This window comes from Flavobacterium orientale, from assembly GCF_014638005.1.
Classification (GTDB): Bacteria; Bacteroidota; Bacteroidia; order Flavobacteriales; family Flavobacteriaceae; genus Flavobacterium; species Flavobacterium orientale.
Map to the genome: position 1 here is coordinate 18214 of NZ_BMFG01000004.1, position 19083 is coordinate 37296.

Consider the following 19083-nt stretch of genomic DNA (forward strand, 5'->3'; position numbering starts at 1 on the left):
GTTGCTCAGTAACTCAGCTATTCAGCAACTCTAAAAACAAAAGAAAATGGATGTACAAATTTGGACATATATAATAGTAGGGATCACATTTGCTCTCTACATCGGAATCGCAATTTGGTCAAGAGCAGGTTCTACCAAAGAATTTTATGTAGCCGGTGGTGGTGTTTCACCTTTGGCAAACGGAATGGCTACAGCAGCCGATTGGATGTCGGCCGCATCTTTCATCTCAATGGCCGGTATTATTTCCTTTGCAGGATACGATGGAGCCGTTTATTTAATGGGATGGACAGGAGGTTATGTTTTATTAGCCTTATTATTGGCTCCTTACCTTAGAAAATTCGGAAAATTTACGGTGCCTGATTTTATTGGTGATCGTTATTATTCAAAAACCGCTAGAACTGTAGCTGTTATTTGTGCGTTGATTGTTTCGTTTACATATGTAGCCGGACAAATGCGTGGTGTAGGAGTGGTTTTTTCCAGATTCTTAGAAGTTGATATTAATACCGGAGTAATTATAGGTATGATAATCGTTTTATTTTATGCTGTTTTAGGAGGCATGAAAGGAATCACATATACTCAAGTAGCACAATATTGTGTATTGATTTTTGCGTTCATGGTACCTGCGATTTTTATTTCTATTCAAATGACCGGAAATCCTATTCCGCAACTAGGAATGGGTGGTACTGTGGCTGACGGATCAGGAACTTATTTATTAGATAAATTAAACGGATTACAAACCGAATTAGGTTTTACAGAATATACCAGTGGTACAAAATCGTTAGTTGATGTCTTTGCTATTACTTTAGCCTTAATGGTTGGTACAGCCGGTTTACCTCATGTTATTGTTCGATTTTTTACGGTTAAGAAAGTACGCGATGCACGTAAATCTGCCGGTTACGCTTTATTATTAATTGCTATTTTATATACCACAGCTCCTGCAGTTGCCGTTTTTGCTAAAGCTAATTTGATTCAAACCGTTAGTGATAAAGAATACAGTTCGATGCCACAATGGTTCACCAACTGGGAAAAAACAGGTTTATTAACTTTTGATGATAAAAATGCCGATGGTAAAATTCAATACGTTGCAGACAAAGAAGCCAACGAATTAAAAATAGACAATGACATTATGGTATTGGCCAATCCTGAAATTGCGAATTTACCAAATTGGGTAATCGCTTTAGTTGCTGCAGGAGCTTTGGCGGCTGCACTTTCAACGGCAGCGGGATTATTATTAGTAATCTCATCTTCGGTATCTCACGATTTAATTAAAAAGATGATTAACCCAAATATCTCAGATAAAAATGAACTTTGGGCAGCTCGAATTGCAGCTACAGTTGCTGTTTGTATTGCAGGTTATTTTGGTATCAATCCACCCGGTTTTGTAGCGGCAGTCGTCGCCCTAGCTTTTGGTCTAGCAGCAGCCTCCTTTTTCCCGGCTATTATTTTGGGTATTTTCTATAAAAAAATGAACAAAGAAGGAGCGGTAAGTGGAATGATTGTAGGGATGTTGTTGATGCTATATTATATGCTAAAATTCAAATTCGGAATATTTGACGGAGGTAAAGAAATGGTTGATGCTTTAAAACCCGATTGGTGGTTTGGCATTTCGCCTGAAGGTTTTGGAACCGTTGCTATGATTGTTAATTTTGTTGTTGCCATAGTTGTTAACAGATTTACACCGGAGCCACCACAAGATGTGCAAGAAATTGTTGAAAATATCCGCATTCCCTCGGGTGCAGGTGAAGCAACAGGACATTAAATAGTTTAGTTGATTACTTTGGTTAGTAATTACTTTCTCTGCTCTTGTTTTTCGGGAGCAGAGTTTGTAATTTTAGAAATTTAGAAACAAGAGCATGAAAAAAAGACATATTCAAAAGTTAATCGTACTTGGCATAGGGTTATGGATGTTATTCAACGTTCCTTTTATTCTCTTGTGCAATAGTGCCGATGCCTTTTTCGGAATTCCAATTTTTTATGCTTACCTGTTTTCTGTTTGGATTTTGGCGGTAGTACTAAGTTTTTTAATCATTCACAAATACAATGAATAGCATCGGATTATTACTTATTGTATTAGTTTATTTGGGACTTTTGTTTCTCATCGCTCAATGGGCGGAACGAAATAGAAATTCAAAATGGACTAACAATCCGTATGTTTATTCGTTGTCATTAGCCGTTTATTGCACAGCTTGGACGTATTATGGTAGCATTGGTGTTGCAGCCGATTCGGGGTTGAATTATTTACCTATTTATATCGGACCGGTTATCGCTTTTCCGTTGTGGATTGTTATTCTAAAAAAAATCATCCGAATTTCAAGAGTTAACAAAATTTCAAGTATTGCCGATTTCATTTCTTTGCGTTATGGAAACAGTCGATTTTTAGGTGCTTTGGTTACCGTAATTGCACTTTTAGCTATTATTCCGTATATCGGATTGCAACTAAAAGCCATCTCGGAAACATTTCATATTGTCTCACAAACATCAGAAAGCACGAATATATTTTTTGATACTTCTACCTACGTAGCTTTTATTTTGGCTTTGTTCGCTTCTTACTACGGAACTCGCTATGTTGACGCTTCAGAAAAACGAATAGGTATGGTTACAGCTGTTGCTTTTGAATCGGTTTTAAAGCTCTTTTTCTTCATAATCTTGGGCTTATATGTTACCTTTTATGTGTTTGACGGGTTTGCTGACATCCATAATCAAGCTGTTGTTTTAGAACATTTTGAAGAACGAAATACCATCGGTGGATTAGAAGGTGCTGTAAATTGGATGATGTTGATTGTTTTATCCTTCTTTGCCATTTTTTTACTTCCGAGACAATTTCACATGAGCATAGTGGAAAATAACAGAGAACGTCACGTTCAAACAGCAATTTGGTTATTTCCATTATACCTCTTATTATTTAATTTTTTCATCTATCCAATTGCTTGGGGCGGCAACATCCTATTTGACGGCCAAGGTATGAATTCCGATATGTTTTCATTATTAATTCCGCAATCCAGAGGAAATGAGTTCATGACAGTTTTGGTTTTTTTGGGCGGATTTTCAGCTGCGATTTCCATGATTGTAGTTTCTTCAATTAGTCTGTCAAACATGTTGAGTAATAATTTATTAATTCCTTACGGATTTTTAGGTTCCCTCCAAAAAGACAACCAAGAACGCAACTCCAGTCGAATTATGCGTATCAGACGTATCGGAATTTTCAGTTTGATTATTCTATCGTTTTTGTATTACCGTTTTTTTATCATGGATTTCTCGCTCGTTTCTGTCGGGTTGATATCGTTTGTGATTGTGGCTCAATTGGCACCTGCATTTTTTGGAGCTTTATTTTGGAAACGCGGTTCTTTAATTGGAGCCATTAGCGGTGTTTTTGTTGGTTTTAGCATTTGTTTTTACACCTTATTATTACCCTTTTTTTTAAGTTCATTGAATCCTGACAGTTTGTTTTTTAAAGAAGGTTTTTGGGGATTTGAATTATTGCAACCCTTTCAGTTATTTGGATTAAACTATCTTGATCCTGTGCCTCATGCCTTGTTTTGGAGTTTGTTTTTTAACTTGATGGTTTATTTGGCATTTTCGGTAAGTTTTAAAGGTAATTACAGAGAACGCAATTATGCCGAAATGTTTGTAGATATTGACAAATACATTACCAACCATGAGAATGCATTTGTATGGAAAGGAACTGCTTATGTTTCAGATATTGAAAAAGTATTAAAACGTTTTTTAGGTGAAGAACGAACAAATAGAGCGTTGCATCTTTTTAAAATGAAATACAATATTGCTCCGGATAATTTGATGGCAGATGCCCGATTAATCAAATTTGCAGAGAATTTATTAACAGGACATATCGGAACTGCTTCGGCAAAAATTTTAATTGACGGTGTTACCAAAGAAGATAAAATCAGCTTACCGGAAGTATTAAAAATATTGGAGGAATCTAAAGAAAACATAACCATCAACAAAAAATTGGTGGAAACGTCAAACGAACTCAAGCAACTGTCGGGACAATTGAAAGAAGCTAATTTTGCGTTGTTGGTAAAAGACAAACAAAAAGATGAATTTTTAGATACTGTGACACATGAATTGAGAACCCCAATCACAGCCATCAGAGCCGCCAGTGAAATTTTACATGACGATGAAGATATTCCGGAAGCTATGCGAAAACAGTTTCTTCAAAATATCATTTCAGAATCGGACCGATTAAATCGATTGATTGATAAGATTTTAGATTTAGAAAAATTTGAAACCGGAAAACAAAAAATCAGTTTAACAGAGCAAGATATTATTACAACCATTGCCAACTCCATTAGACCGTTACAGCAGTTGATTTCCAATAAAAAAATCTACCTTGAATTTAACGAAAATCAAAAAGCCATAAAGTTGTATTTTGATGAAGAACGCATGATTCAAGTCATCACCAACTTGGTTTCAAACGCTATTAAATTTTGTGATGAAAAGGAAGGCGTTATCATTATTTCTTTGCAGAATAACGACACCGAATACAGTATACATATATTTAATAACGGAAAAGGGGTGAACCCTAACGAATTGGAGGCCGTATTCGAAAAATTCTACCAATCTAGTGACCAGACTATCAAGAAGCCAATTGGAAGCGGATTAGGATTAGCCATTTGCAAACAAATTATTGAAGCCCATAAAGGAAAAATATGGGCTACAAATGTGGAAAAAGGTGTTACATTTTCGTTTACCATTCCCAAACAATTAATTGATTAAAATAGAGCTTATGAAAAAGATATTATTAGTTGATGATGAACCCAATATCATTATGTCGTTGGAATATACGTTCAAGAAAAACAATTTTGAAGTGTTCATAGCCCGAGATGGTCAAGAAGCTCTGGATATTCTCAAAACAGAACAACCCGATTTGATTATTCTGGACATCATGATGCCAAATGTTGACGGTTATGCCACGATTGAAGCCGTTAAAAAAGACGAAAAATTGAATGCTTGTAAAGTGATTTTCCTTTCTGCAAAAAATAAAGAAAGTGATATCGAAAAAGGAATGAAATTAGGAGCCAACGCTTATATGACCAAGCCGTTTTCCATTAAAAAATTAGTGGAACAGGTGAATGTCTTGCTTTTGGAAAGTGATTAATCACTCCTTTAGTGAAAAGTAAATTATTAAATCAAACTCAGCAACTCAGCATCTCAGCAACTTAGCACCTCAAAAAATGAACTACAAAGATTTCTATCAAAAAAGTCTTGAACAACCGGAACAATTCTGGAAAGAACAAGCCGAACAAATTGAGTGGTATGCTCAACCTCAAACCATTTTATCAAAAGATCAAAATGACTATCCGCTTTGGTATGCTGATGGCGAACTCAACATGTGTTATTTGGCTTTAGACAAACACATTCAAGATGGCTTTGGTGATCATGTGGCGATTATTTACGATTCTCCGGTAACACAAACAGTAATAAAATATACTTATCATCAAGTTAAAACGGAAGTAGCTAAGTTAGCCGGAGGTTTACTTTCTTTAGGTTTGAAAAAAGGAGATACCGCTGTAGTTTATATGCCAATGATTCCTCAAGCTGCCTTTGCTATGTTGGCTTGTGCTCGAATTGGTGTGACACATTCTGTTGTTTTTGGCGGATTTGCACCGCATGAACTAGCTATACGTATCAACGATTGCAAACCTCGCGTTATTTTAACGGCTTCGTCAGGCATTGAAGTAGATCGATTGATTGCTTATAAACCTTTGGTAGATGAAGCTATTGAATTGGCAGAACACAAACCTAAAAAAGTGGTAGTTTTCAATCGCAAATTAGGAGCAAGGGTGCCTTTTAAAAAATACGATGTCGATTATGATGCCTTGGTTTATGGTTCTGAAGAAGTGCCTTGCGTTGCAGTAAATGCCACGCATCCTTTATATGTATTATATACTTCCGGAACAACCGGAAAACCAAAAGGAATTGTGAGAGATACAGGAGGTTATGCAGTGTCACTTAAATTTTCAATGCACTATATTTACGGAGTAAAACCCGATGAAGTTTTTTGGGCGGCTTCCGATGTGGGCTGGGTGGTTGGTCATAGTTATATTGTTTATGGTCCACTAATCAATCGAAATACAACCGTACTTTTTGAAGGGAAACCCATCAAAACTCCCGATGCCTCCACTTTTTGGCGAGTCATTTCTGAACACAAAGTGGCTGTGATGTTTACTGCTCCAACAGCTATCCGAGCCATAAAAAAAGAAGATCCTAAAGGAGATTTTATCAAACACTATGATTTGTCGTGTTTGCGAACGCAATTTTTAGCAGGAGAACGTTGTGATGTGGCTACTTTAGAATGGTACAACCAACATATTCCGGTACCTGCCATTGATCATTGGTGGCAAACCGAATCCGGATGGCCTATGATTGCCAACATGATGGGAGTGGAGTTTCTGGCTATAAAACCCGGGTCGGCAGGAAAAGCAGTTTGCGGTTATGCTATTCAAATTTTAAATGAAAACGGACAAGAAAACGGTCCAAACGAAGAAGGATTTGTAGTAATCAAATTGCCGTTACCTCCGGGAACCATGTTGGATTTATGGAAGGATTCTCCACGATTCAAATCGGGTTATTTGAGTGCGTTTCCCGGTTATTATTTTTCAGGTGATGGCGGATTTAAAGATACTGAAGGTTATATTTATATCACCGGAAGAGTTGATGACGTAATTAATGTTGCCGGTCATCGTTTATCAACAGCAGAAATGGAAGAAATTGTTGCTTCGCATCCCGCTGTTGCAGAATGTGCTGTTGTTGGAATTCATGATGAATTAAGAGGACAAATTCCTTTAGCCATGGTAGTCACCAAAACCGGAGAGTTAATGGAACATTTTCAATTGGAATATGAAATTGTACACTTAATACGAGATCAAATTGGAGCTGTGGCCTGTTTGCGAAATGTGATGGTAGTGCAACGCTTACCCAAAACACGTTCCGGTAAAATATTGCGTAAACTGTTACGAAGTATTGTTGATAAAGAAAACTTTCAAATTCCATCCACAATTGATGACGAAGCAATCATTGGTGAAATTCAGGAAGTGATTGATAAATACGCAACTAACAAACAAAAATAATATCAAATTCCTAATTTTAACTATATCTTTTTAGCAAACATACATTGGTATGAAACAATAGAATGGTTATTTTTACAAAAAATTACACACAAAAAAAGAAGATTATGAGCTATTATAAAATCCATGATTTAGAGAATTATTTTAAAATGTATAAAAAGTCGGTTCGCGAACCCCGAAAATTCTGGGATCGAATTGCCGATGAAAACTTTACTTGGTATCAGAAATGGGACAAAGTATTTGAATTTGATATGCAAGAAGCTAAATTCAAATGGTTTGTAGATGCCAAAGTAAACATAACTAAAAACTGCATTGACAGACACTTAGCCCGAAGAGGAGATAAAACCGCTATTATATTTGAACCTAATGATCCAAAAGAAGAAGCTCAACATATAACTTATTCTGATTTATATGCCAGAGTGGCCAAAATGGCGAATGTTTTGAGAGATCAAGGTATAAAAAAAGGGGACAGAGTTTGTATTTATCTGCCAATGATTCCTGAATTGGCTGTTTCTGTTTTAGCTTGTGCCCGAATTGGAGCCATTCATTCGGTTGTTTTTGCCGGATTTTCAGCTTCTGCAGTTGCTACACGAATCAATGATTCTGAATGTAACATGGTTATCACTTCTGATGGAGGTTTCAGAGGAAATAAAACCATCGATTTAAAAGGTATTATTGATGAAGCTCTTGAAAAATGTCCAACCGTTGAAAAAGTATTGGTTGCCAAACGCACACATGAAACGGTAAACATGAAAGAAGGTCGCGATTTATGGTTACAACCCCTTTTAGATGAAGCCATTCCAAACAATGTAGCTGAAATTATTGATGCAGAAGATCCGTTATTCATTTTATATACATCCGGTTCCACCGGAAAACCAAAAGGAATGTTGCATACCACTGCGGGATATATGGTTTATACTGCGTATACGTTTAAAAACGTTTTCAATTATGAAGAAAATGATGTCTATTGGTGTACCGCCGATATTGGTTGGATTACGGGACATTCTTATATCTTATATGGTCCGTTATTAAACGGAGCTACAACTGTATTGTTTGAAGGCGTACCATCCTATCCTGATTTTAGTCGTTTTTGGGAAGTGATAGAAAAACATAAAATCACACAGTTTTACACTGCTCCAACAGCCATTCGGGCTTTAGCTAAAGAAAGTTTGGATTTCGTGCAGCGTTTTCCTTTGAAATCTTTAAAAGTTATTGGTTCCGTGGGTGAACCTATAAACGAGGAAGCTTGGCACTGGTACAACGACCACGTTGGTGGAAAACGTTGTCCATTGGTAGATACCTGGTGGCAAACAGAAACAGGCGGCATTATGATTTCCCCGATTCCATTTGTTACACCAACCAAACCAACTTATGCGTCGTTACCATTACCCGGAATTCAGCCGGTTTTGATGGATGAATTGCGTAATGAAATTGAAGGCAATCAAGTTACCGGAAGTTTGTGTATTAAATTCCCGTGGCCGGCAATGGCACGATCAATTTGGGGAGATCATGAACGATATAAAGAAACGTATTTCTCTGCTTTCCCCGGCAAGTATTTCACCGGAGATGGAGCTTTACGCGATGAAGTAGGTTATTACCGAATTACCGGTAGAGTTGATGATGTAATCATTGTTTCCGGACATAATTTAGGAACAGCACCAATTGAAGATTCAATCAACGAGCATCCGGCTGTGGCAGAAAGTGCGATTGTTGGTTTCCCTCATGATGTAAAAGGAAATGCGTTGTATGGATTTGTAATTTTAAAAGAATCGGGAGAAGGTAGGAATCAAGACAATCTTAGAAAAGAAATCAATCAACAAATTTCCGATCAAATCGGACCAATTGCCAAATTAGATAAAATCCAGTTTGTCTCCGGTTTACCAAAAACAAGAAGTGGAAAAATCATGCGTCGTATTTTGCGAAAAATAGCCGAAGGTGATTATTCAAATTTTGGCGACATTTCAACTTTATTAAATCCTGAAATTGTGGAGGAAATAAAAGAAGGAAAATTATAATACTTTTTAAGTTTTAAATAGTTAAAAGTCGTTTCAGTTGCGAAACGGCTTTTTTTATGGTTACTACTTAGTGATTTCTAGTTCTACTAGTTCTTTTTATAAAATTAATAAGTTTAAAACAATACGCTATAGTTTTTATCTATTAATAATTAAAAGTTATACGAAAAGCTTTTACTATATTAGCAGTATCAATAATTTCAATACACAATAATTTACCTGAATAATAATTAGTATCGTAAAAACTACCTTACTAAACATTGTATAACTAACCTTTTTTAAAATTATGGACAATTCAACATCCGGAAAATGCCCCTTTAACCTTGGAGCAAATACTGAGAGTAGCCGATCAATTATGGAGTGGTGGCCAAAATCACTTAACTTAGACATCCTTCATCAACATGACACCAAAACAAATCCTGCAGGAGAAAAATTCAACTACGCAGAAGAATTCAAAAAACTAGATTTAACAGCTTTAAAAAACGATTTAAAAGCGGCAATGACAGACAGTCAAGATTGGTGGCCTGCTGATTGGGGTCATTATGGCGGTTTAATGATTCGTATGGCTTGGCACGCAGCAGGAACATACAGAGTTGCAGACGGTAGAGGTGGAAGTAACACCGGAAACCTTCGTTTTGCTCCATTGAGTAGTTGGCCGGACAACGGTAACTTAGACAAAGCCAGAAGATTATTATGGCCAATTAAGAAAAAATACGGAAATAAAATTTCATGGGCAGATTTATTCATTCTAGCCGGAAACATGGCCTATGAGTCTATGGGATTCAAAACCTTTGGCTTTGCCGGAGGTCGTGAAGATATTTGGCATCCTGAAAAAGACATCTATTGGGGTTCAGAAAAAGAATGGTTAGCTAAATCAGGCAGTGAAGGAAGTCGTTATTCCGGGGAACGTGATTTAGAAAATCCATTAGCCGCTGTAATGATGGGACTTATATACGTAAACCCTGAAGGAGTAGACGGTAACCCAGACCCTTTAAAAACCGCTCGTGACATGCGAATTACGTTCGAACGTATGGCGATGAATGACGAAGAAACAGTAGCCCTTACTGCAGGTGGGCACACCGTAGGTAAAGCTCATGGTAACGGAGATGCATCTATTTTAGGACAAAATCCCGAAGCAGGAGATATCAAAGACCAAGGTTTTGGCTGGATGAATCCAAAAGGAAAAGGAAATGGTGGTGATACAGTAACCAGTGGATTAGAAGGAGCATGGACCACACATCCTACGAAGTGGGACAACGGTTATTTTGAAATGCTTTTCAACCATGAATGGGAATTGAGAAAAAGTCCGGCAGGAGCATGGCAGTGGGAACCTATCAACATTAAGGAAGAAGACAAACCTATAGATGCTCACAACCCAAACGCACGTCAAAATCCAATTATGACTGATGCGGATATGGCGTTAAAAATGGATCCGGAGTATCGTAAAATTTCAGAGCGATTCAAAAATGATCCTGCTTATTTTGATGATGTATTTGCCAGAGCATGGTTCAAATTAACCCACCGTGATTTAGGACCAAAAAGCAGATATCTTGGATCGGATGTTCCAAGTGAAGATTTGATTTGGCAAGATCCAATTCCGGCTACAGATTATGCTTTGACAGCTAATGAAATTGAAGATTTAAAAGAAACCTTATTAAACAGTGGTTTAACACAAACAGAGTTGATTAACACCGCCTGGGATAGTGCGAGAACCTTTAGACAATCTGATTTCAGAGGAGGAGCAAACGGAGCTCGTATTCGTTTAGCCCCACAAAAAGATTGGGATGGCAACGAACCGCCACGTTTACAAAAAGTACTAAACAAACTCACTGAAATTCAAAGTAGTTTAGCAAAAAAAGTCAGCCTTGCCGATTTAATCGTATTAGGCGGAACTGCGGCAGTTGAGAAAGCAGCCAGACAAGCAGGTGTAAACGTAACTGTTCCATTCACCTCAGGTCGTGGTGATGCCACAGCAGAAATGACAGACGCAGCATCTTTTGAAGTATTAGAGCCTTTACATGACGGTTTCAGAAACTGGCAAAAAAAGGAATATACCGTAAACCCGGAAGAATTACTATTAGACAAAGCCCAACTTCTTGGCTTATCAGCCCCTGAAATGACAGTATTGATAGGAGGTATGCGAGTGTTAGGCACTAACTATGCCGGATTCAAACAAGGTGTTTTTACAGACAGAGTAGGAGTATTGACCAATGATTTCTTTGTGAACCTAACAGATATGAGCAACTCATGGAATCCTGTGGCTAACAACCTTTACAACATAGTAGACCGAAAAACCGGAGCCACAAAATGGACCGCTACACGAGTAGATTTAGTATTCGGTTCAAATGCCGTCTTGAGAGGCTATGCAGAATTCTATGCCCAAGATGACAACAAAGAAAAATTCGTAAACGATTTCATCGCTGCTTGGAACAAAGTGATGAATGCAGATCGTTTTGATTTAGCATAATTCAAATTTTTTCATATCAAAAAGGTGGTTTGGCAAACAAGCCACCTTTTTTTTAATGGTCAGCGTGTCTTTTTAAAATACCTCCAACAGTTTCCTTAATTGTATTTGTAAATACAAAAGCTTTTGGATCAATATTTTTGATTTCGTTTTTTAATCGTCTTACTTCCAGGCGGGTTACAACGGTATAAATAATATCGCAATCGTTATGTTCATGAAAATTATCTTTTAAATAACCTCTTTCACCTTTATAAACTGTTATTCCTTTATCAAGTTTGTTAACCAAAACGGATTTAATAGCTTCACTTTCACCTGAAATAATAGTAACCCCTGTAAATTCTTCCAATCCATTAACTACATATTCAGTAGCTTTTGTAACCATATAATAGGTTAAAATGGCATAAAGTGCCGTTTCAAAACCAATAAAATGAGCCGCTGATAAAAAGATTAAAACATTAATTCCTAATATAACTTCACTCATCGAAAAGCTAGTGCGACGAAGCGTATATACAGCTAAAATCTCAATACCGTCAAGAGCACAGCCACCTCGCATTCCCAAGCCGATTCCAACTCCAAGAAAAACACCTCCAAAGGTAGATATCAATAGTTTATCATAAAAAAATTCAGGATAAGGGAAAAAAGCTAGAAACAAACCCAGCAAAACTACTCCAACAATAGATCGAATTACAAAGACTTTGCTCATAATTCGTGATCCCACCAAAATAAATGGAATATTAGCCAGTATAATAACCAAAGCAATGTTCCAATGTTTAATTTCGTGGACCAGCAAAGAAATTCCAGTTACGCCGCCATCAAAAAAATGATTGGGAACCAAAAAACCTCGAAGTGCAAAACCACTTACCCAAGCTCCCAATAAGATGTAAATAAAATCTATTGTATGGTATTTAAATGATGAATTAGTTTTCATATGTTTGATTTTTAAGGGTTAGTTCTTTTATATATTCTGCTTTTTGAGGTTGTCTCTCAGATAATGAGGTGGCTGTAAAATAAGTGTGAGCTTTTAAAAAGTCCAATTGAATTTTGTTCCATTCCTTTCGATCATTTATACTTTTAGAATCCAATAATTCTTTAAACAATAAATCGCCAATTACATAAAAATCACCTCTTCCTAAATAGTCTAAATCGGCATCACAAAGTATTTCTTCCATAAGAGTTTGAGGCTGATGAGGAATCTTAGTAGCCAAAATCATGTTACAAATTATTGAAATATCAGAGGAGGAATAACCAAATTGTGGTAGACTATTTTTCGCAATCTCACAAGAAGCCGTTTCATGGTCTATTGTAGAAATCATATAGCCACAGTCATGATATAGAGCGGCAGTTTTTACCAATATAGTATCATTTCTACTTAAACCTTCTTTATTTGCAATACGTTTTGCCGCTGCATAAACATCCAAAACATGTCGCAATGAATGATAATATAAATGAGAAGAAAGTGCTTCTTTTTGTCTATTCAAGATATAAGCTTTCGCACTTGGGAAGTTTTTTTTGTTTGTCATAACATCCTATTCCTAAAATAGACTTGTGAAATGTTTAAATATAAAAAGGTATTTTGTAATTAAACTAGTTGTTTTTGAAACTTAGCATTATTTCAAATGTATAAAATTTTACTTAAAAAAGTAACTTTTATCATATATTTATATAATTTTAATGACAATATAATTGTATTTTTTATAAATTATTGTTTTTTAAAATAGGATAAATTAAAGGAGTTTTTAAATGAATCAAATAAAACAACGCTTAATTATTGGATTTTTTTACAAGTGTTACCATTTGAATTACTGGAAAAATTATAAAATCTTGATTACAATTTTTAAAAATTTAAAGCTATTTTTGATTTGAAATAGGGTAGGTAAACTAATGTATATTTAAGTTAAATCATTAGTTAACAATAAGATTTTGATTATTTTTCTCATTATTTTTTCTCATAATAGCATTTTTAACAACCAAAAATTATACATATTTTAGTTTTATTAAAAATAATTATTATATTTGTGTAATCGATTACAACAAATATACTCATGACAAATTTCAGTTTTAGATATGCATCAAATCCTATTGATGCTAGAAAATATGATACACAAGAAATCAGAAGTCAATTTCTAATAGATAATTTATTCTCAGAAAATGAAATAAATTTAACCTATTCCATGTATGATCGTTACATTGTGGGAGGAATTATGCCGGTTTCAAAAGACTTAAAACTAGAAACAATTCCGTACTTAAAATCAGAAAACTTTTTAGATCGTCGAGAATTAGGAATTGTCAACGTAGGCGGAAAAGGAACGGTAACCGTTGACGGAGAAGCTTTTGAACTAAACAAAAAAGAAGCTTTATATGTTGGAATGGGAGCAAAAGAAGTTGTTTTTTCAAGCAATGAAGAAATTCCGGCTTTGTTTTATATTAATTCAGCACCCGCTCACACTCATTTTCCAAATAAAAAAGTTACCAAAGAAAATGCAATCGTAATTCAGTTAGGCGAAGAAAAAACGGCTAACAAACGAATTTTAAATAAATTGATCGTGAACGAAATTGTTCAGACCTGCCAACTTCAAATGGGTTTGACCGAATTATTGCCCGGAAATGTTTGGAACACAATGCCGGCTCACACGCACAACCGCAGAATGGAAGCCTATTTCTATTTTGATTTAGAAGAAGGTCAAACCATTTCTCATTTTATGGGAGAAACACAACACACACGTCACATTTTTATGCAAAATAATCAAGCGGTTTTATCGCCGGAGTGGTCTATTCATTCAGGTGCCGGAACATCTAACTATTCTTTTATTTGGGGAATGGCGGGTGAAAATTTAGATTATAGCGATATGGATATTTGTCCACCAAACGAACTAAGATAAGATGAAATTATTCGATTTAACACATAAAAACGCTTTAATAACCGGTGGAACACACGGTTTAGGAATGGCCATTGCTGATGCATTAGCTCAAGCCGGTGCTCAATTAATCATCACGGGAACCACGCCATCCAAGATGGAGGAAGCGATTTCGTATTACAAATCCAAAGGCTATCAAGCAACAGGTTATTTATTTGATGTAACCGATGAAATTGATGCCGCTAAACACGTTGAATTAATTCAAAAAGAAATTGGTGACATCCATATTTTAGTGAATAACGCCGGAATCATCAAAAGAGAATTGGCCATCACAATGCCGGTTTCCGATTTCAGAAAAGTGATTGATGTAGATTTAGTTGGTCCATTCATTATGTCGCAATTAGTTGCAAAACAAATGATTGAACGCAAAGAAGGCAAAATCATCAACATTTGTTCAATGATGAGCGAGCTTGGAAGAAACAGCGTTTCGGCTTATGCTGCGGCAAAAGGTGGGTTGAAAATGCTGACTAAAAACTTAGCAACCGAATGGGCAAAGCACAACATTCAAGTGAACGGAATTGGTCCGGGTTATTTTGCCACTTCGCAAACAGCTCCGATTAGAGTGGACGGTCATCCTTTTAACGAGTTTATCATCAGTCGTACGCCTGCAGCACGATGGGGAGATCCGGAAGATTTGGCGGGGGCAGCGATATTTCTATCGTCTAAAGCGAGTGATTTTGTAAACGGACAAATAATTTATGTGGATGGTGGAATTTTAGCTACCATCGGAAAACCATCGAACGAAGATTAAAAACAATCATAATGAGCACAAAATTCATACACGATAATTTTTTGTTAGAAAATAAATATGCTGAAGAATTGTATCACAACTATTCTAAAAATCAGCCTATTATTGACTATCACAATCATTTATCGCCAAAATTAATAGCTGAAAATAATCAATTTAAAAACATAACCGATGTTTGGATTAATGGCGACCATTACAAATGGAGAGCTATGCGAACGTTGGGTGTGAATGAGAAATTCATTACCGGAGATGCTTCCGACAAAGATAAATTTATTCAATGGGCAAAAACGGTTCCGTACACCATGCGAAATCCTTTGTATCATTGGACGCATTTGGAATTAGCTCGCTATTTTGATATTTATGAATTATTAAATGAAAAGTCTGCAGAAGCTATTTACGAAGCAACATCTCAAAAATTAAGCACTCCAGAATTTTCATGTCAGAATTTATTAAAGAAAGTAAATGCCGAAGTGGTTTGCACAACAGAAGATCCAACAGATGATTTGGCGTATCACAAGCAATTAGCCAACAGCGATTATTCAGTAAAAGTAAGTACTGCTTTCCGACCTGATAAAGCGATTTTGATTGCAGGTGAAATGTATAATAGTTACATTGATTCATTAGCAAAAGTAGTTGATTTTGATATAAATACATACTCTGACTTATGCAATGCTTTAAGTAATAGAATTGCCTATTTCAACGAAAATGGTTGTCAACTTTCCGATCATGGTTTAGATCAAATTCAGTTTGAAAACTTTACCGAAAGTGAAATCAATTCCATTTTTGAAAAAAGAAGAAGTAATCAGCCGATTTCTGCTATAGAAGATGCTAAATTCCAAACGGCAATCTTATTGTTTTTATGTGAAAATTATCATCAACACGGTTGGGTGCAACAGTTCCATTTGGGAGCTTTGCGTAATAACAATGCCAGAATGCACCGAATTTTAGGACCGGATACAGGATGGGATTCAATTGGCGATTTTTCACAAGCCAGAAATCTTTCTGCCTTATTAAATGCATTGGATTCCAAAGATAAATTAACCAAAACGATTTTATACAACCTAAATCCTGCCGATAATGAAGTAATGGCAACTATGATTGGCAATTTCAATGATGGAAGCATTAAAGGAAAAGTGCAATTTGGTTCCGGTTGGTGGTTTTTAGACCAAAAAGACGGAATGACCAAACAAATGAATGCCTTATCAAATATGGGTTTAATCAGTTGTTTTATTGGGATGTTAACCGATTCCAGAAGCTTTTTATCCTTTCCAAGACACGAGTATTTCAGACGTGTTTTATGTAATTTATTAGGTGACGAAATCAAAAGAGGTGAATTGCCAAATGATATGGAATGGATAGGAAAGATGGTCGCTGATATCAGTTACAACAACGCTAAAAACTATTTTAATTTTAAGTAATTCAAAATGGCTGAAAGCAAAATGTTTTTTGAAAACAAATCAACTCATTGGGAAACTATTGATGAGCATATCGATCGACAAATTGTGGGTTATAATCAATCGGTGATGATGGTTAATGTACAATTTAAAAAAGGTGGAATTGGTGTGATGCATCACCACGTACATTCACAAGTCACTCATATCGCTGAAGGCAAATTTGAAGTTACAATTAATAATGAAACGAAGCTATTACAAAAAGGAGATTCATTTTACGTAGCTCCAAACCTGGAACACGGCGTAGTTTGTATAGAAGATGGTTTATTAATTGACGTTTTTAGCCCAATGCGAGAAGATTTTATAAAAGTATAAATGAGTAGAGTAGTAACATTTGGAGAACTTTTACTTAGGCTTTCGCCGCCAAGTCATTTACGACTCACGCAAGCAAGGTCGTTTGATTTGTATTATGGTTGTGCCGAAGCAAATGTTGCTGCCTCTTTATCAAAATTTGGAGTTTCCGTAAAATTTATAACGGCGGTTCCTGACAATGAATTGGGCGAATCATCGCTCAGTATGTTACGTTCTTTTGGTGTGGAACCCATTTCCTTTATTCAAGGAAAAAGGCTCGGCATCTATTATTTTGAACAAGGTGCATCTGAGAGACCGGGAAAAGTGGTTTATGATAGAGAAGATTCCTCATTTTCTACCTTAAAAAAAGGAATGATTAATTGGGAAGATGCGTTCAAAGATGCCGATTGGTTTCATTGGTCAGGCATCACACCATCATTGACACTTGAATTAGCAGAAATCTGTGAAGAAGCATTAACAGTTGCTTCACGAATGGGTTTGACGATTTCAGCCGACTTAAATTTTCGTCCAACCCTCTGGAAGTACGGAAAAAAAGCGAATGAAATCATGCCTAACTTAGTTCAATATTGCGATTTTCTTTTGGGTGGTGCCGATGAATCAGAAAACGTTTTAGGCATTACGGTTGAAGAAAACGCCACAAGAGAAGAAATTTATACCAAATGGATGGAAAAATTTCCTAAACTCAAAAATATTGTTTCCACACGAAGAATCAAAGCCAATGCTTCTTCTAATGGATTAAATGCTGTTTTTTGGGATGGAAAAAAACTCTATCGCTCACAAAAATATTATGTGTCACACATTATTGATAGAATTGGAGCCGGAGATGCTTTTATGGCGGGGATTATTTATGGCATGATTACCTGGCCGGAAGATCATCAAATGGCATTAGAATTTGCAGTAGCTGCCACTTGTTTAAAACATTCGATTTCGGGTGATATCAATTTAGCAACTGTAAATGAAATAAAAGCATTAATGGAAGGTTCAGGCGGGGGAAGAGTGTCGAGATAATCTAAAACCTGAAACAAATTATATAATAATAAATTTAAAAAAAATGTCAAAAAAAGTAGTAACATTCGGTGAGATAATGTTAAGATTAGCACCACAAGGATTTTTAAGATTTTCACAAGCAGACAATTTTGATGTAGTTTATGGCGGAGGAGAATCAAACGTAGCAGTTTCATTAGCTAATTATGGAATTCCGGTTGATTTTGTAACCCGTTTACCAAAAAATGATATTGGTCAGTGTGCCATGATGGAAATGCGTAAAAGAGGCGTTGGTGTTGATAAAATTGTTTGGGGAGGCGATCGTTTAGGAATTTATTTCTTGGAAACAGGAGCCGTAAGCAGAGGTAGTAAAGTAGTTTATGACAGAGCCCATTCTGCTATGGCGGAAATTCAACCGGGAATGATCAATTGGGAAGAAGTTTTTCAAGGAGCAGATTGGTTCCATTGGACAGGAATTACGCCTGCCATTTCTCAAAGTTCTGCCGATGTTTGTTTGGAAGCGGTTAAAACAGCCAGTAAAATGGGTGTAACCATTTCAACCGACTTGAATTACCGTGCTAAATTATGGAAATATGGTGGTGACAGAGAAGCGATTATGACAGAACTAACTTCTTATTGCGATATCATTTTAGGAAACGAAGAAGATGCAGAAATGCATTTCGGAATCAAACCGGATGGTGCAGCAGTTCAAACGCATGGTCATGACGTAAAAGCGGAAGCCTTTTTATCAGTTTGTAAACAAATGATGGAAAAATTCCCAAGAGCAAGCAAAGTGATTACCACTTTACGTGGTTCTATCTCAGCTTCTCATAATACATGGGCCGGAGTTTTATATGATGGAAAAGAAATGTTACAAACGCGTCAATATCAAATTACAGATATTGTAGATAGAGTAGGTGGTGGCGATAGTTTTATGGGTGGATTAATCTATGGTTTATTAACCTATCCGGACGATGATCAAAATGCATTGGATTTTGCTGTAGCTGCTTCTTGTTTGAAACACACCATTAAAGGTGATGCCAACTTGGTTACTGTAGATGAAGTTCAAAAATTAATGGGAGGCGATGCTTCCGGCCGTGTAGCAAGATAAT

General features: G+C 36.2%; 15 protein-coding genes. 13 read left to right on the forward strand and 2 right to left on the reverse strand.

Going from position 1 to position 19083, the window contains the following annotated elements:
- The first annotated feature begins 46 nt into the window (after positions 1-46).
- The 7 genes from IEV15_RS06210 (at position 47) to katG (ending at position 11564) form a co-directional block, all read left to right on the forward strand.
- Complete coding sequence (locus tag IEV15_RS06210; RefSeq protein ID WP_188361654.1) at positions 47-1759, forward strand: sodium:solute symporter family protein; 1713 nt, start codon at positions 47-49, stop codon at positions 1757-1759.
- A gap of 94 nt (positions 1760-1853) precedes the next feature.
- Positions 1854-2048, forward strand: coding sequence for a hypothetical protein (locus tag IEV15_RS06215; RefSeq protein WP_188361655.1), 195 nt, complete (start codon positions 1854-1856; stop codon positions 2046-2048).
- Positions 2041-4734, forward strand: a complete 2694-nt coding sequence (locus IEV15_RS06220) for an ATP-binding protein (protein WP_188361656.1) — start codon at positions 2041-2043, stop codon at positions 4732-4734. The genes IEV15_RS06215 and IEV15_RS06220 overlap by 8 nt, the downstream gene beginning before the upstream one ends.
- Before the next feature lie 10 nt (positions 4735-4744).
- The gene (locus IEV15_RS06225) at positions 4745-5116 is read left to right on the forward strand and encodes a response regulator transcription factor (RefSeq protein ID WP_188361657.1); all 372 of its coding nucleotides are present in this window, start codon (positions 4745-4747) and stop codon (positions 5114-5116) included.
- Between the two features lie 25 nt (positions 5117-5141).
- A complete protein-coding gene (locus tag IEV15_RS06230) occupies positions 5142-7088 on the forward strand; it encodes an acetate--CoA ligase (protein ID WP_262891223.1) in 1947 nt (648 codons plus the stop codon).
- Positions 7089-7150: 62 nt separating this feature from the next.
- Positions 7151-9100 (forward strand): acetate--CoA ligase, encoded by a 1950-nt coding sequence (acs, locus tag IEV15_RS06235; protein ID WP_188361659.1) that lies wholly within the window; start codon positions 7151-7153, stop codon positions 9098-9100.
- Between the two features lie 283 nt (positions 9101-9383).
- Positions 9384-11564: a catalase/peroxidase HPI gene (katG, locus tag IEV15_RS06240; RefSeq protein ID WP_188361660.1), complete on the forward strand. Its 2181-nt coding sequence runs from the start codon at positions 9384-9386 to the stop codon at positions 11562-11564.
- Between the two features lie 52 nt (positions 11565-11616).
- Here katG and IEV15_RS06245 read toward each other — a convergent pair whose 3' ends face one another.
- Together IEV15_RS06245 and IEV15_RS06250 are read right to left on the reverse strand one after the other, a co-directional pair.
- Positions 11617-12489 (reverse strand): YitT family protein, encoded by an 873-nt coding sequence (locus IEV15_RS06245; RefSeq protein WP_188361661.1) that lies wholly within the window; start codon positions 12487-12489, stop codon positions 11617-11619.
- Positions 12479-13081, reverse strand: a complete 603-nt coding sequence (locus tag IEV15_RS06250) for an HD domain-containing protein (RefSeq protein WP_188361662.1) — start codon at positions 13079-13081, stop codon at positions 12479-12481. The genes IEV15_RS06245 and IEV15_RS06250 overlap by 11 nt, the downstream gene beginning before the upstream one ends.
- Positions 13082-13603: 522 nt before the next feature.
- On the opposite strand from IEV15_RS06250, the gene kduI reads away from it, so the two are divergent.
- The 6 genes from kduI to IEV15_RS06280 are packed head-to-tail and all read left to right on the forward strand — an operon-like array spanning position 13604 to position 19082.
- Complete coding sequence (kduI, locus tag IEV15_RS06255) at positions 13604-14440, forward strand: 5-dehydro-4-deoxy-D-glucuronate isomerase (protein WP_188361663.1); 837 nt, start codon at positions 13604-13606, stop codon at positions 14438-14440.
- Between the two features lies 1 nt (position 14441).
- The gene (locus IEV15_RS06260) at positions 14442-15227 is read left to right on the forward strand and encodes a gluconate 5-dehydrogenase (protein WP_188361664.1); all 786 of its coding nucleotides are present in this window, start codon (positions 14442-14444) and stop codon (positions 15225-15227) included.
- A gap of 11 nt (positions 15228-15238) precedes the next feature.
- Complete coding sequence (uxaC, locus tag IEV15_RS06265; RefSeq protein ID WP_188361665.1) at positions 15239-16642, forward strand: glucuronate isomerase; 1404 nt, start codon at positions 15239-15241, stop codon at positions 16640-16642.
- 6 nt (positions 16643-16648) lie between these two features.
- Complete coding sequence (locus IEV15_RS06270) at positions 16649-16990, forward strand: cupin domain-containing protein (protein WP_229734107.1); 342 nt, start codon at positions 16649-16651, stop codon at positions 16988-16990.
- Positions 16991-17995, forward strand: a complete 1005-nt coding sequence (locus IEV15_RS06275) for a sugar kinase (RefSeq protein ID WP_188361666.1) — start codon at positions 16991-16993, stop codon at positions 17993-17995.
- Positions 17996-18038: 43 nt separating this feature from the next.
- Complete coding sequence (locus IEV15_RS06280) at positions 18039-19082, forward strand: sugar kinase (RefSeq protein WP_188361667.1); 1044 nt, start codon at positions 18039-18041, stop codon at positions 19080-19082.
- Position 19083 lies beyond the last annotated feature (1 nt).

Coding starts and splice junctions, on each gene's coding strand:
- IEV15_RS06210 (WP_188361654.1), top strand. CDS start 47: ATGGATGTACAAATTTGGACATATATAATAGTAGGGATCACATTTGCT.
- IEV15_RS06215 (WP_188361655.1), top strand. CDS start 1,854: ATGAAAAAAAGACATATTCAAAAGTTAATCGTACTTGGCATAGGGTTA.
- IEV15_RS06220 (WP_188361656.1), top strand. CDS start 2,041: ATGAATAGCATCGGATTATTACTTATTGTATTAGTTTATTTGGGACTT.
- IEV15_RS06225 (WP_188361657.1), top strand. CDS start 4,745: ATGAAAAAGATATTATTAGTTGATGATGAACCCAATATCATTATGTCG.
- acs (WP_188361659.1), top strand. CDS start 7,151: ATGGTTATTTTTACAAAAAATTACACACAAAAAAAGAAGATTATGAGC.
- katG (WP_188361660.1), top strand. CDS start 9,384: ATGGACAATTCAACATCCGGAAAATGCCCCTTTAACCTTGGAGCAAAT.
- IEV15_RS06245 (WP_188361661.1), bottom strand. CDS start 12,489: ATGAAAACTAATTCATCATTTAAATACCATACAATAGATTTTATTTAC.
- IEV15_RS06250 (WP_188361662.1), bottom strand. CDS start 13,081: ATGACAAACAAAAAAAACTTCCCAAGTGCGAAAGCTTATATCTTGAAT.
- kduI (WP_188361663.1), top strand. CDS start 13,604: ATGACAAATTTCAGTTTTAGATATGCATCAAATCCTATTGATGCTAGA.
- IEV15_RS06260 (WP_188361664.1), top strand. CDS start 14,442: ATGAAATTATTCGATTTAACACATAAAAACGCTTTAATAACCGGTGGA.
- uxaC (WP_188361665.1), top strand. CDS start 15,239: ATGAGCACAAAATTCATACACGATAATTTTTTGTTAGAAAATAAATAT.
- IEV15_RS06270 (WP_229734107.1), top strand. CDS start 16,649: ATGGCTGAAAGCAAAATGTTTTTTGAAAACAAATCAACTCATTGGGAA.
- IEV15_RS06275 (WP_188361666.1), top strand. CDS start 16,991: ATGAGTAGAGTAGTAACATTTGGAGAACTTTTACTTAGGCTTTCGCCG.
- IEV15_RS06280 (WP_188361667.1), top strand. CDS start 18,039: ATGTCAAAAAAAGTAGTAACATTCGGTGAGATAATGTTAAGATTAGCA.